Below are 12317 nucleotides of genomic sequence, written 5' to 3' on the forward strand. Positions count from 1 at the left end.
GCTCGCCGCGCACCAGCAGGTTCAGGCGGGCCGGATCGGCGCCGCCCCGGAAGTCGATGCTGCGCGCGGGCGCAGCGTGTTCGCCGTCGGCCAGGGCCCGCTCGAAGCGGGCGCCACCAGGCCGTACCAGTGGTCATGCACCGCGCCGGGCACGACATCCTGGATCACCGATACCCCGGGCATGAGCGGCGCGCGCTGCGCTGTGCTCACGGCCAGCGGCAGCAGCTGGCCGTCCTTGCAGCGGGGCCCGACGGGTCCGTTCCCTGGCGCATGCTTCGTCTCCTCGTTCTTCTGGGCAGCGACCATGACAGGAACGAAGCTTGCTGGCGGGAAATACCGATTTCCGAGGGTAGCTATAAGCCAGGCTTATGGGCTGAAGCTGCACCGGGCAGTGCCCGGGCCTCGGTGCTGCGCTGTGGCCCGGGCCAGCACGGCGGGGGCCTGGCTGGCATCCTGCCCGCGCCAGGCCACGATCTGGTCCGGACGCATGAGCGCCAGGGGCGCCTCGTACAGGGTGGCCAGTTCCGCCGACGCCTGCCGCACCACCCGCAGGTCCAGCCCCAGCGCTTGCGCTGCCTGCCCGAAGGCCCGCGTGTCGGGCGCGTCGGGTCCGAGCGCGAGCAGCGTCCATTCAAAGTGGAAGGTGTCATAGAGCGAACGCCCGTCCGCCAGCCAGGCGTGCGGTGGTCGGCCGCCGGGACAGGCGCTGGGCACATAGGTGTTCGGCGCGTCGGGTGGCGGGGACGTGCCGTCCGCCACGATGATGGGGCTGCCGTCGTAGCGGCCGCCGAAGGTGACACCGGGGATGTTGAACTCGCGGCGCACGTGGCCATTCAAATATTCCGAGGCCACGGTACGGGCCTGCGCGCCTTCAGGGCTGTCCGCCTCGAGGTCGGCTGCCGCCTCGAACAGGCCGATCGAGTCTGCGAACTGGCGCGCATAGCCGGTGTTGCGCAGGGCCAGGGGCTTGCGCTCGTGTTGGTAGCTGTCCAGCAGCGTTGCCGGCGCGATGCCGCGTATCACGTGGGCCAGTTTCCAGCCCAGGTTGACGGCATCCTCGACCGCGGTGTTGTAGCCCAGTCCGCCTGTGGGGGTGAACAGATGCACGGCATCGCCGCCCAGGAAGACACGGCCCCGCTGGAACGATTCCGCCACCAGGGCGTGGCCAGCCAGCCAGATGGCCATGGACAGGATTTCGATCTCGATGTCCTGTCCGTAGGCCAGCGAGAAAAGGCGCCGTGCATCGGCCTCGGTCAGCGCCTCGGTGGCGGCGTCGTCGGCCATCTGGATGTGGAAGGCAAATTCGCTGACACCGTCGACCGACATGATGAAGGCGCGCAGCTGGACCTCCACGAATTTCTGCGAAATGCGGTGCGGCAGTTCGGCCGCGCTCCACGAACCCGACATGCTCCTGATCGCCTGCGGCGCCGCCGCCGCGGTCGGCAGCCGCAGGCGGGCCAGCTCGGTGCCGGCAAAGCGCGTCAGGTAGGCGATGTCGGTGGGGTGGTCCGGCGGCAGGCCCAGGCTGCGGATTTCCTGCGCAAAACCCAGGCGCCGGAAATGCTCCATGGTGCGGGCCTGCGTGGCATTGGCCTGCGGGTTGAAGGCGGTGCCGGGCTTGGGGTCGACCAGCAGGCAGCGGATGTGGCGCCGCCCCAGTTCATTGGCCAGCATCAGACCGCAGGGGCCGCCGCCGGCGATCAGGACATCGGTGGTGCAGGGCTGGGTCATCAAGGGGGGCTTGCCGACTTGACGAATTGCCGGTTGATGAAGCGGTAGGTGCTGGCGCGCTGTTCCGTCTTCTCCTGGCATGTCCCGTTGGCGGGGCACAGGCTTTCCTTGGTCACGATCAGCTCTTGCAGCAGGGGGGCATTGCCTGCACTCGAAAATTTCCACTCCACACGGGTGCTCTCGGCCTCCGTGCCGCCGTTTCTGTCCAGTCTGGAGCCCTCGCTGAAAGCGGCCTTGTGCAGCACCACGGGCGTGTCGTCTTGCAGCTGAAGGATGTATTTCTCACCCTCGGTCGTGCCCTGGGCAAAACCGGAGATGCTGGAAACGATTTCGGAGACGCCATCGCCGTCCAGATCAAGCACCTGGAACTCCGGGCCGATGCCGGACCTGACCTCGACGACTTCCTGCAGACCGGGGCGTACCAGCAGGGCGCCGGGCTCGGCATTTTTGCCGCGTCCACCCAGGGTGACACCTGCCAGGTAGACCGTTTCACGACTGAGCAGCTGGACGGCCTTGACGTCGAAGACCTCGATCTCCTCGTCCGACTTCCTTTTCCACCAATCGATGATCTGCTCCCTGGCAGGCGCCCCGCCGTCCATGGGAGCCGCATTCGAAGCACTTGTCTCTGCCACAGCTTCAGCGGCCGCAGGAGGGACGGCCAGGGGCGGGGCGCTGACGATGGGCTCACGCCCGGATTCACCACAGGCGGCCAGACAAAGGCATGCCAGGCCGACGGATTTTCGCCACATCATTTCCATACCTCCTTCCTTGGGGCCGATGCAGCCATTCTGACCGCGGAACTCAGTTCACGCCGAAACGTCCGGTCCATTTCTGCTCGTAGTTCATCTTGGCGAAATGTTCGGCCATGAAGTCGATGAAGGTGCGCACCTTGGCCGAGAGGTGCTTGCGGCTGGGGTAGGCCAGGTTGATGGTCAGGCGCGGCAGGTCCCATTCGTCGAGCACGGGCACCAGGCGGCCGGCCACCATGTCGTCGTAGACGATGTAGGTGGGTTGCACCAGGATGCCCAGGCCGTCGAGCGCGGCCGCACGCAGGATCTGGCCGTCGTTGGATTCGAGCTGGCCCTTGACGTGCAACGCGGTGGTCTCGGCCTCGCGCGTGAAACGCAGTTCGTTGGGGTTGTTGGCGTGGGTGTAGATCAGCAGCTTGTGCTGCGCCAGGGCTTCCAGCGTCTGGGGCCGGCCGTGGCGGGCCAGGTAACGCGGTGCGGCCACCAGGATGCGGCGTGTCTGCGCCAGGCGGCGCACGGTGATGTTGGAGTCGGGTTCGAACTCGCGCGTGCGGATGGCCACATCGATGTTGTTGTCGATGATGTCCAGGTAGCGGTTGGCCGCCTCCACGTGCACGCTGACATTGGGGTAGCGGTCGGTGTAGGCGCGCAGCAGCGGCGCCACGTGCTGCATGGAAAAGGACAGCGAGGCGCTGATGCGCAGCGTGCCCGTGGGGTTGAGCGTGCTGGCGTTGACGGCGTCCTCGGCGTCCCTCATGTCGGCCAGCAGGGTCTTGGCGCGGCTGAAGAACTCCTGGCCGGTGTCGGTCAGGAAGAGGCGGCGCGTGTTGCGTTCCACCAGGCGCGCGGCCAGCCGGTCCTCCAGCGCCTGCAGGTGGCGGCTGGCGGCGGCGTTCGAAAGCCCCAGCGCCTCGGCGGCACGGCTCAGGCTGCCGGTCTCGGCCACCTGGACGAACAGCTCAATTTCGGCAAAACGGTCCAAACCGGTCTCCAGTTTTTTCGCTGCGCGGAAAAGTCATTTGCGGCAGCGCCCTTCCCCAAATTGTCGCGGACTTTTACATTTATCGAGCTCAGCAAGAACCCGCAGGAGACAAACGGTATGCGCAACCTCAACGAGGACACCATCACCCAGGCCGTGATCGAGCGCTTTTCCAGAACGCCCGACCCGCGCCTCAAGGAGATCATGACCAGCCTGGTGCAGCACCTGCACGCCTTCGCGCGCGAGGTGCGGCTGACCGAGGAGGAGTGGTTCAAGGGCATCCAGTACCTCACGGCGACCGGCCAGATGTGCAGCGACACGCGCCAGGAGTTCATCCTGCTGTCCGACACCCTGGGCCTGTCCATGCTGACGGTGGCCATGAACAACGACAAACCGGCCGGCTGCACCGAACCCACGGTGTTCGGCCCCTTCTTCCTGGAGCAGGCACCCGAGTACCAGCTCGGTGACGATGTGGCCAATGGCGCCAAGGGCGAGCCCTGCCTGGTCAGCGGCACCGTCAAGGGCCTGGGCGGCGAGCCGATTCCGAATGCACTGATCAACGTCTGGCAGGCCGACGCCGACGGCAACTACGACGTGCAGTACGCGCACCTGGCCCATCCCCAGGCGCGCGGCATCCTGCATGCCGACGCGCAGGGGCGTTTCCATTTCAAGACCATCCTGGCCGAGGCCTACCCCATCCCCAGCGACGGGCCGGTGGGCGCCATGCTCAAGGCCACCAGGAACCACCCCTGGCGGCCGGCCCACCTGCATTTCATGATCGAGGCGCCAGGCTACGAACGCCTGATCACCCATGTGTTCCGCGACGGGGACCCCTACCTCGATTCCGACGTCGTGTTCGGCGTGCGCTCCACCCTGATCGCCGACTGGGTGAAGCAGCCGGATGGCAGCTACCTGCTTGAGTACGACTTCGTGCTCAACCCCGGAACCTGAAAGAGGGCCGCCGGCCCGAGTTCATCGACCTGACCCGCCTCATGTAACGGAGCCCCCATGCTGTTCGCCTTCATCTTGATGGACAAGCCCGATCACGCCGCCCTGCGTCTGCGCGTGCGCCCCGAGCACAAGGACTACCTGGCCGCCATGGCCGAACGCATGGCTTTTGCCGGTCCCTTCACGCACGACGACGGCAAGACCATGCTGGGCAGCCTGCTGGTGATCGACTTCCCCAGCCGCGACGCCGCGCACGCCTGGCTGGCCATGGAGCCGTTCACCCAGGCCGGCCTGTACGCCAGCACCACCATCCACGCCTTCGTGAACCTGTGGCCGCAGAAGGCCGGTTTCCCGCCGGCGGCCTGAACGGAGCGGATCAGTGATCAAGCACATCGTGATGTGGAACGTGCGCGGCGACACGCCGGCCGAGAAGCTGCTGGCCATCGCGCAGCTGCAGCGCAGTTTCGAGAGCCTGCGTGGCCGCATCCCCGGCCTGCTGCGTCTGGAGATCGGTGTGGACAGCAGCCGCATCGACTACGCCTGTGACGTGGTGCTGTATTCCGAGTTCGAGAGCCAGGCGGCGCTGGACGCCTATGGCACGCACCCCGAGCACCTGCGCGTGAAGAGCGAGGTGGCCGACCTGCGCATCGCCCGCCACCAGGTGGACTACACCGCACCCTGATTTTTTGTTTTCCTAGGAACGACCATGAGCAACTCTTTGAACGACGAACTGCTGATCCGCCAGCTGGTGGAGCGCTGGGCCGTCTGGCGCGACGCCGGCGACTGGGAGCGTTTCGCCAACGTCTGGCATCCCGAGGGCGTGATGATGGCCACCTGGTTCCAGGGGCCGTACGCCGAGTTCATCCGCGTGACCAAGGAGGGCTGGGCCAAGGGCGTGAGCATCCTGCACTTCCTCGGTGGTTCGGCCATCGAGGTGGCGGGGGACCGCGCCATAGCCCAGACCAAGATGACCATCTCGCAGCGTGGCATGGTCGAAGGCGAGAACGGCCCGGTGCTGTGCGACGTGGTCTGCACCGGCCGCTTCTACGACTTCGTGACCCGGCATAACGGTGCATGGAAGCTGATCCACCGCCAGCCCATCTACGAGAAAGACCGTATCGACCCGGTCGATTCCACCGCCCAGCTCAAGCTCGACCAGCAGGCCCTGGCCGGTTTTCCCGAGGGCTACCGCCACCTGGCCTACATCCAGACCCGCATCGGCTACACCGTCAAGATGGACATGCCCATGCTCAAGGGCCCGGTGGTCGAGGAGCTCTATCGCCGCGGCGCGCGCTGGCTGGCCGGCGGCGCAATCGAGCGCTGATTTCCGACATCCGATCACGAGGAGACAAGCATGAACAAGATGCAGGCATCCATTTTCAAACGCCGCGACATCGTGCGCGCCCTGCCAGCCGCCGCCCTGTTGGGGATGGCACCGTCGGCCTGGGCGCAGAGCGCCTACCCGAGCCGTCCCTTGCGCGTGATCGTGCCGCAGCCGCCGGGCGGCGGTTTCGATTTCGTGGCCCGCGCACTCGGTGAGCGACTGAGCAAGCAGATCGGCCAGAGCGTGGTGGTCGAGAACAAGCCCGGCTCGGGCACCCTGGTGGGCACGGACGCCGCCGCCAAGGCCGACCCGGACGGCTACACCCTGCTGATGGGCTCGGTCTCCAATATCGCGCTCAATATGGGCCTGTACGACAAGCTGTCCTACGACAGCCTGCGCGACTTCGAGCCCGTGGGCCTGGCCGTGAGCTACAGCTACACGCTGATGGCGCGCAAGGACCTGCCCTTCAACTCCCTGCAGGACGTGGTGGCCTATGCCAAGGCCAATCCGGGCAAGCTCAACTACGCCTCGGCCGGCAACGGCTCCGGCCAGCATGTGCTGGCCGCGGCCCTGTGGCATCTGGCCGGGGTCAACGTCACGCATATCCCCTACAAGGGCGCGCAGGCGGCGTATCAGGATCTGCTGGGCGGCCGCGTGGATCTGTTCTTCGATCTCTCGTCCACCGCGCGCGGCCAGGTCCAGGCCGGCACCGTCAAGGCTCTGGCCCTGTCGGGCGCCGAGCGCAACCCCATGCACCCGGACGTGCCCACCATCCTGGAGAGCGGCGTGGCCCCGCTGGACCTGGAGTCCTGGTTCGGTTACTTCGTGCCCAGCAGGACGCCGGCCGCCGTGCAGGAGCACCTGCGCAGCGAACTGGCCAAGGTCATCGCGCAGCCCGAACTGCAGGAGACCTTCCGCAAGGCCGGCGGCAAGCCGCTGGCGCTGAACACCGCCCAGACCCTCGCGCTGGTCAAGCGCGATGTGGAGCGCTGGACCAAGCTGGTGCGCGACATCGGCATCAAGGCCGAGTAGACCTTCTGCCGGCGCCACTTGCCGTGGCGTCGGATAATTCTTTCTTCACACAGGCTTCCATCACCATGAAAATCGACCAGGTTTCCCTCGACCAGCTCTTCCTCAACGCCCGCACCGCCAACGGCTTCCTTGACAAGCCGGTGCCGCTGACGCTGCTGCAGGAGGTGTACGACCTCGCCAAGATGGCGCCCACCTCCATGAACACCCAGCCCACGCGTTATGTGTTCCTGAACTCACCCGCTTCCCGCGCGCGCCTCAAGCCCGCGCTGAGCCCCGGCAATCTGGACAAGACCATGCTCGCCCCGGTGACCGTGATCGTGGCCACCGACACCAGGTTCTACGAGCACATGCCCCAGGTCTGGCATGGCGCCGGCGCCAAGGAGAACTTCGAAGGCAATACCGCCCTGGCCACCGCAACGGCCACGCGCAACGGCACCCTGGGCGGCGCCTACTTCATCATGGCGGCGCGTGCCCTGGGCCTGGACTGCGGCCCCATGAGCGGTTTCGACATCGCCAAGGTCAACGCCGAGTTCTTCCCCGACGGCCGCCTGACGGCCAACTTCCTGATCAACCTCGGTTACGCCGACCACAGCAAGGAATTCAAGCGCAACCCGCGCCTGAGCTTCGAGCAGGCTTGCACCGTGCTCTGAGCGCGGTTCCGGAGTGTCTCTTACACTTCAGCCCTCCCCAAGCCGGGGAGGGCTGAAGAAAGTTTTCCCTTGAATTTTCCCGTCATCACCGATCCCTACTTCTATATGGTGTCGGTGCCAGCGGTGCTTTTGCTGGGCATCAGCAAAAGCGGTTTCGGCGCCGGCTTCGGTTCGCTGGCCGTCCCGCTGATGGCGCTGGCGGTCACGGTGCCCCAGGCTGCGGCCATCCTGATGCCGGTGCTGCTGCTCATGGACCTGCTGGGCATCACGGCCCTGCGCAAGGAGTTTGACAAGGACCTGCTCAAGTTCCTGCTGCCCTTCGGCCTGCTGGGCACGCTGATCGGTGCGCTGCTCTTCAAGCTGCTGTCCGCCTCCATCGTGGCGGGCATCGTGGGCGTGTTCACGCTGCTCTTCCTGGCGCAGCGTCTGCTGTTCCCGCCGCGCGCCGACAGCACGCCGCCGCCGCGCTGGCTGGGTGGGTTGCTCACCACGGCCGGCGGTTTCACGAGCTTCGTGGCGCACGCGGGTGGGCCGCCCATCGCGGCCTATGTGCTGCCGCTCAAGCTCAAGCCTGTGGTGTTTGCGGCCACCCTGTCCTGGTTCTTCTTTTTCATCAACCTGTCCAAGTGGGTGCCCTATGCCTGGCTGGGCCTGCTGGACTGGCGCAACCTGGCCACCTCCATCGTGCTGCTGCCGCTGGCGCCCGTAGGCGTGTGGATCGGCGTGCGCATGGCGCGACGCATCGACCCCAGGCTGTTTTACCAGCTGATCTACCTGGGCCTGCTGCTGACCGGCACCAAGCTGGTCTGGGACGCCTTTCACTGAGGTTCCGCGCTGCTCAGGATTCGCCAGCGGGCTTGTGCTGGCGCTCGGCGCGCTCCTGGGCCATCTGCTCTTCCAGCTGCTGGCGGCCCTGGCGCACCACGGCGATCAGCTTGCTGCGGTCCTTGTAGTGCGGGTGCATCTTCTCGAACAGTTCCAGGTTGTGCTGGCGGAAACGCCAGGCGAACTGGCGTGCCTGCTCCTGCGTGTGGCCCAGCAGCTCCAGCACGCTGCGCGCGCTGCGCAGACTGGACTCGAAAAGTTCGCGTTGCACCAGCTGCACGCCGCGTTCGCGCAGTTCGTGCCAGTGCGTGACGTCACGCGCGCGCGCCACGATCTGCAGGGCGGGGAAGTTCTCGCGTACCAGGTCCACGATCTTGAGCGACTGCTCCTTGTCGTCCACCGCCACCACCAGCACCCTGGCGCTGGCCGCGCCGGCGATGCGCAGCAGGTCCAGGCGCGTGGCGTCGCCGTAATGCACGCGGTAGCCGAAGCTGCGCGCCGCCTCGATCATGTCGGCGTCGTGGTCCAGCACGGTGCTGGGAATGCCCTGGGCCAGCATGACACGCGCCACGATCTGGCCGTAACGGCCGAAGCCGGCAATCAGCACCGGCGCTTCCTGCGGCTCCGAGATTTCGTCCGGCGCGGCGCCGCCGCCGGCGGCCAGGCGCGGCGCCAGCAGCTTGTCCACCGCCAGCAGCAGCAGGGGGCTCAGCAGCATGGACAGGGCCACCGCGCCGATCAGCAGCGAGGTGGTCTGGCCCGAGAGCAGTTGCGCGCCGGCCGCGGTCTGGAAGACCACGAAGGCGAACTCACCGCCCTGGGCCAGCAGCAGGGTGATGACGGGGCGCTCGGGCAGGGGCACGCGCATGAAGCGTGTCATGGCGTAGATCAGCACCGCCTTGATGACCAGGAAACCCAGCACCAGCAGGGCGATCAGTCCGGGCGCTGAGCGCAGCACCGAGAGGTCGATGCTCATGCCGACCGCAATGAAGAACAGGCCCAGCAGCAGGCCCTTGAAGGGCTCGATGTCGGTCTCCAGCTCGCGCCGGTACTCACTCTCGGCCAGCAGCACGCCGGCGAGGAAGGCGCCCAGGGCCATGGACAGACCGATCTGCTGCATCAGCGTGGCGATGCCCACCACCAGCAGCAGGGCGGCGGCGGTGAAGATCTCGGGCGTGCGGCTGCGTGCGATCCAGCGCAGCAGGGGGCGCAGGAGCAGGCGGCCGCCCAGCACGATGCCCCCGATGACGAGCACGATCTTGAGCAGCTCACCCCAGCGGAAGTCGCCATTGGCCTGTCCCGGCTCGGCGCCCAGCAGGGGCAGCAGGGCCAGGATGGGGATGGCGGCCACGTCCTGGAACAGCAGGATGGAAAAGCCCGCCTGCCCGCCCGGCGTGGGCAGCAGATTGCGCTCACCCATGACCTGCAGGGCGATGGCGGTGGAAGACAGGGCCAGGCCCAGAGCCGCCACCAGTGGGGTCTTCCAGCCGCCGAGCTGGGCGGGGAACACCAGGCCCAGGGTGTAGAGGCCGAGGAAGAGCGCGGCGCTGCAGGCCAGCACCTGGGCGCTGCCCCAGCCGAAGATGGGCCGGCGCAGACTCCAGAGTCGGCGCGGCTCCAGCTCCAGCCCGATCAGGAAGAGCATGAGCACCACGCCGAATTCGGCGAAGTGCAGCACGTCCTGCACCTCGCTGACCAGGCCCAGGCCCCAGGGACCGATGATGATGCCCGCGCCCAGGTAACCAATGATGGCGCCCAGGCCCAGGTATTTGCTCAGGGGCACGGCGATGACGGCGGCGCAGAGGTAGACGAAGGTGTGGCCGAGCCAGCTGGAGGTGTGTTCCATGAATGAGACGCCTGAACACGGATTCAAGGGGTGAAAGCGGAGCCCTACGCTACCATAGGGTCTGGTCAGACTACAAGGAGCGCGTGATGCCGGTCGTCGTGGTTGCCAATCCCAAGGGGGGGGTCGGAAAGTCCACCCTCTCCACCAATATTGCGGGCTACTACGCCAGCAAGGGCCACAGCGTGATGCTGGGCGACGCCGATCGCCAGCAGTCCTCGCGCCTGTGGCTGGGCCTGCGGCCGGCCAACGCGCGGCCGATCGTGAGCTGGGACGTGGGGGAAGACAAGCTGGCCAAGCTGCCCAAGGGTGTCACACACGTGGTGCTCGACACCCCGGCCGGCCTCAAGGGCGCGCGCATGAAGGACGTGCTGCAGCATGCCGACAAGGTCATCATCCCCTTGCAGCCCAGCGTCTTCGACATCTTTGCCACGCGCACCTTCCTCGACGAGATCAAGCAGCATACGCACAAGGGCATGCAGGTCGGCATCGTCGGCATGCGCGTGGACGGCCGCACCATCGCGGCCGACAAGCTGCGCGCCTTCGTTGATGCCCTGGGCGTGCCGGTGCTGGCCTATCTGCGCGACACGCAGAACTACATTCATATGGCCGCTCATGGCCTGACCCTGTTCGACGTGGCGCCCAGCCGCGTGGAAAAGGATCTGGAGCAGTGGCAGGGGCTGTGCCGCTGGCTGGACCATTGAGCCTCGCGTCGCGCGCATGACAGCCAGCGCGCGGGTCCGACCGCTACAGTGGGCGGCATGAAAACCTTCCAGTCCCTCAAGGAATTCCCCCCGCTGGTGGGCCAGGAGGTCGCGGTCAGCGACTGGCTCACGATCACGCAGGAGCAGGTCAACCAGTTCGCCCAGGCCACGGGTGACCACCAGTGGATCCACGTCGATGTGGAAAAGGCCAGGGCCGGGCCTTTCGGCGGCCCCATCGCCCATGGTTTCCTCACGCTGTCCCTGCTGCCGAAGTTCTTCGAAAGCACCATGGAGATCGTCGAGTCGCGCATGGGCGTGAACTACGGCCTGAACCGCGTGCGTTTCATGGCCCCGGTGCCGGTGGGCAGCCGCCTGCGCGCGCGCATGAAGCTGCTGGCCTGCGAGCCCATCGACAACCGCGGTGTGCAGATGACGTGGGAAGTGACGATCGAGCGCGAAGGCGCGGCCAAGCCGGTCTGCGTGGCCGAATCGATCGCGCGGCGCTATCCCTGAGCGGCGCACGGCCGCCCGAAGCCGCGAGGGCCCCCTTGGGGGGCAGCGAGGACACGCAGTGCCGAGCGTGGGGGCTATGTCCTAAACCCGTTCTGCCGCCAGGCCTCGAAGACCGTCACCGCTACCGCGTTGGACAGGTTCAGGCTGCGCTGGCCCGCGCGCATGGGCAGCTTGAGTTTCTGCGCCTGGGCGAAGGCAGCACGCACCGCCTCGGGCAGGCCGCTGGTTTCCGAGCCAAAGACCAGCCAGTCCCCGGGCTGGAAAGCCACATCGTGTACATAGCGCGTGCCGCGCGTGGTGAGCGCGAACATGCGTTCGGGTAGCGGCTGTTCGTCGGCCAGGAAGGCGTCCCAGCTCGCATGGCGGTGCAGTTCGGCGTACTCGTGGTAGTCCAGGCCGGCGCGGCGCATCAGGCGGTCTTCCATGGAAAAACCCAGCGGCTCGACCAGGTGCAGGGTGCAGCCGGTGTTGGCGCTCAGGCGGATGACGTTGCCCGTGTTGGGCGGGATTTCGGGCTCGACCAGGACGATGTGGAACATAGGCGCGTATTGTCTGTCGCCTTGAGTTGGACTGGTAATTTGGCCAGGTCTTTCTAGAATGAAGCGTCTACACACTGGGGGCGAACCATGAAATCCTTGGAAAAGCTGCACACGGACTTTGGCGCTTTTTTCCCGACGGGCCATATGGTGGTGGCGTTTCAGCAGGCCCAGGACGCGCACCAGGTCATGCACGAACTGGAAGAGCTGGCGCAGCGTCCGCTGGACGCGCTGGAGCTGACGCCGCAGCAGATGGCGGAGTTCGCCGAGAAGAACCTGCACCAGGCGGGTTTCATCGCCAATATGGGGACCAGTATGAAGACCGTGCAGGCCTTTCTGGACGCCGCCAAGGCCGGGGCCACCTTCCTGATCCTTCCCGTACCAGACAACAGCGCAGCCGAGCGCGTGTCGCAAGCCATCCACCACGTGCCCTTTGTCCTGGCCGAGCGTTACCACCGCATGGTCATCGAAACCGTGCACTGA

Annotated in this window: 16 protein-coding genes; 10 read left to right on the plus strand and 6 right to left on the minus strand. The window is 66.5% G+C overall.

What is annotated here, in order from left to right; translation table 11 throughout:
* Window positions 1-21: 21 nt before the first annotated feature.
* Genes ACYVH8_RS03100 through ACYVH8_RS03115 form a run of 4 tightly spaced genes read right to left on the minus strand, consistent with a single transcriptional unit; the run spans window position 22 to window position 3462 of the window.
* A complete protein-coding gene (locus ACYVH8_RS03100; RefSeq protein ID WP_460487416.1) occupies window positions 22-306 on the minus strand; it encodes a hypothetical protein in 285 nt (94 codons plus the stop codon).
* A gap of 60 nt (window positions 307-366) precedes the next feature.
* Window positions 367-1731 carry an FAD-dependent monooxygenase gene (locus ACYVH8_RS03105; RefSeq protein ID WP_460487417.1) on the minus strand — a complete coding sequence of 455 codons (1365 nt, stop codon included), beginning with the start codon at window positions 1729-1731 and terminating at the stop codon, window positions 367-369.
* On the minus strand, window positions 1731-2483 hold the full coding sequence (locus tag ACYVH8_RS03110) for a hypothetical protein (protein WP_460487418.1): 753 nt from the start codon (window positions 2481-2483) through the stop codon (window positions 1731-1733). The genes ACYVH8_RS03105 and ACYVH8_RS03110 overlap by 1 nt, the downstream gene beginning before the upstream one ends.
* 49 nt (window positions 2484-2532) lie before the next feature.
* Window positions 2533-3462 (minus strand): LysR family transcriptional regulator, encoded by a 930-nt coding sequence (locus ACYVH8_RS03115; RefSeq protein WP_460487419.1) that lies wholly within the window; start codon window positions 3460-3462, stop codon window positions 2533-2535.
* A gap of 117 nt (window positions 3463-3579) precedes the next feature.
* Here ACYVH8_RS03115 and ACYVH8_RS03120 point away from each other — a divergent pair, with 117 nt between their 5' ends.
* The 7 genes from ACYVH8_RS03120 to ACYVH8_RS03150 all read left to right on the plus strand — a co-directional run bounded on the left by ACYVH8_RS03120 (window position 3580) and on the right by ACYVH8_RS03150 (window position 8238).
* Window positions 3580-4410 carry an intradiol ring-cleavage dioxygenase gene (locus ACYVH8_RS03120; RefSeq protein ID WP_460487420.1) on the plus strand — a complete coding sequence of 277 codons (831 nt, stop codon included), beginning with the start codon at window positions 3580-3582 and terminating at the stop codon, window positions 4408-4410.
* A gap of 57 nt (window positions 4411-4467) precedes the next feature.
* Window positions 4468-4773: a YciI family protein gene (locus tag ACYVH8_RS03125; protein WP_460487421.1), complete on the plus strand. Its 306-nt coding sequence runs from the start codon at window positions 4468-4470 to the stop codon at window positions 4771-4773.
* 13 nt (window positions 4774-4786) lie between these two features.
* Complete coding sequence (locus tag ACYVH8_RS03130; protein WP_460487422.1) at window positions 4787-5089, plus strand: Dabb family protein; 303 nt, start codon at window positions 4787-4789, stop codon at window positions 5087-5089.
* 24 nt (window positions 5090-5113) lie between these two features.
* On the plus strand, window positions 5114-5731 hold the full coding sequence (locus tag ACYVH8_RS03135; RefSeq protein WP_460487423.1) for a nuclear transport factor 2 family protein: 618 nt from the start codon (window positions 5114-5116) through the stop codon (window positions 5729-5731).
* Window positions 5732-5761: 30 nt separating this feature from the next.
* Window positions 5762-6763, plus strand: a complete 1002-nt coding sequence (locus ACYVH8_RS03140; protein ID WP_460487424.1) for a Bug family tripartite tricarboxylate transporter substrate binding protein — start codon at window positions 5762-5764, stop codon at window positions 6761-6763.
* 65 nt (window positions 6764-6828) lie between these two features.
* A complete protein-coding gene (locus tag ACYVH8_RS03145; RefSeq protein ID WP_460487425.1) occupies window positions 6829-7413 on the plus strand; it encodes a malonic semialdehyde reductase in 585 nt (194 codons plus the stop codon).
* A 69-nt stretch (window positions 7414-7482) separates the two neighbouring features.
* Window positions 7483-8238: a sulfite exporter TauE/SafE family protein gene (locus tag ACYVH8_RS03150; RefSeq protein WP_460487426.1), complete on the plus strand. Its 756-nt coding sequence runs from the start codon at window positions 7483-7485 to the stop codon at window positions 8236-8238.
* A gap of 13 nt (window positions 8239-8251) precedes the next feature.
* On the opposite strand, the gene kefC is transcribed toward ACYVH8_RS03150, so the two are convergent.
* Window positions 8252-10084: a glutathione-regulated potassium-efflux system protein KefC gene (gene kefC, locus ACYVH8_RS03155; protein ID WP_460487427.1), complete on the minus strand. Its 1833-nt coding sequence runs from the start codon at window positions 10082-10084 to the stop codon at window positions 8252-8254.
* A gap of 86 nt (window positions 10085-10170) precedes the next feature.
* Between kefC and ACYVH8_RS03160 the strand changes: the two genes are divergently transcribed.
* Complete coding sequence (locus ACYVH8_RS03160; RefSeq protein WP_460487428.1) at window positions 10171-10785, plus strand: AAA family ATPase; 615 nt, start codon at window positions 10171-10173, stop codon at window positions 10783-10785.
* Between the two features lie 57 nt (window positions 10786-10842).
* Complete coding sequence (locus tag ACYVH8_RS03165; protein WP_460487429.1) at window positions 10843-11298, plus strand: MaoC family dehydratase; 456 nt, start codon at window positions 10843-10845, stop codon at window positions 11296-11298.
* 74 nt (window positions 11299-11372) lie between these two features.
* Here the strand turns inward: ACYVH8_RS03165 and trmL are convergent, their stop codons facing one another.
* Window positions 11373-11837 carry a tRNA (uridine(34)/cytosine(34)/5-carboxymethylaminomethyluridine(34)-2'-O)-methyltransferase TrmL gene (gene trmL / locus ACYVH8_RS03170; RefSeq protein ID WP_460487430.1) on the minus strand — a complete coding sequence of 155 codons (465 nt, stop codon included), beginning with the start codon at window positions 11835-11837 and terminating at the stop codon, window positions 11373-11375.
* A gap of 87 nt (window positions 11838-11924) precedes the next feature.
* Here trmL and ACYVH8_RS03175 point away from each other — a divergent pair, with 87 nt between their 5' ends.
* Entirely contained in the window at window positions 11925-12317 is a 393-nt protein-coding gene (locus ACYVH8_RS03175; protein WP_460487431.1) for a hypothetical protein, read from the plus strand.

This window comes from Curvibacter fontanus, assembly GCF_054780335.1.

Excerpts from the sequence above, each read along its gene's own strand:
- ACYVH8_RS03100 (WP_460487416.1), bottom strand. The coding sequence starts at position 306 with ATGGTCGCTGCCCAGAAGAACGAGGAGACGAAGCATGCGCCAGGGAAC.
- ACYVH8_RS03105 (WP_460487417.1), bottom strand. The coding sequence starts at position 1,731 with ATGACCCAGCCCTGCACCACCGATGTCCTGATCGCCGGCGGCGGCCCC.
- ACYVH8_RS03110 (WP_460487418.1), bottom strand. The coding sequence starts at position 2,483 with ATGATGTGGCGAAAATCCGTCGGCCTGGCATGCCTTTGTCTGGCCGCC.
- ACYVH8_RS03120 (WP_460487420.1), top strand. The coding sequence starts at position 3,580 with ATGCGCAACCTCAACGAGGACACCATCACCCAGGCCGTGATCGAGCGC.
- ACYVH8_RS03125 (WP_460487421.1), top strand. The coding sequence starts at position 4,468 with ATGCTGTTCGCCTTCATCTTGATGGACAAGCCCGATCACGCCGCCCTG.
- ACYVH8_RS03135 (WP_460487423.1), top strand. The coding sequence starts at position 5,114 with ATGAGCAACTCTTTGAACGACGAACTGCTGATCCGCCAGCTGGTGGAG.
- ACYVH8_RS03140 (WP_460487424.1), top strand. The coding sequence starts at position 5,762 with ATGAACAAGATGCAGGCATCCATTTTCAAACGCCGCGACATCGTGCGC.
- ACYVH8_RS03145 (WP_460487425.1), top strand. The coding sequence starts at position 6,829 with ATGAAAATCGACCAGGTTTCCCTCGACCAGCTCTTCCTCAACGCCCGC.
- kefC (WP_460487427.1), bottom strand. The coding sequence starts at position 10,084 with ATGGAACACACCTCCAGCTGGCTCGGCCACACCTTCGTCTACCTCTGC.
- ACYVH8_RS03160 (WP_460487428.1), top strand. The coding sequence starts at position 10,171 with ATGCCGGTCGTCGTGGTTGCCAATCCCAAGGGGGGGGTCGGAAAGTCC.
- ACYVH8_RS03165 (WP_460487429.1), top strand. The coding sequence starts at position 10,843 with ATGAAAACCTTCCAGTCCCTCAAGGAATTCCCCCCGCTGGTGGGCCAG.
- trmL (WP_460487430.1), bottom strand. The coding sequence starts at position 11,837 with ATGTTCCACATCGTCCTGGTCGAGCCCGAAATCCCGCCCAACACGGGC.
- ACYVH8_RS03175 (WP_460487431.1), top strand. The coding sequence starts at position 11,925 with ATGAAATCCTTGGAAAAGCTGCACACGGACTTTGGCGCTTTTTTCCCG.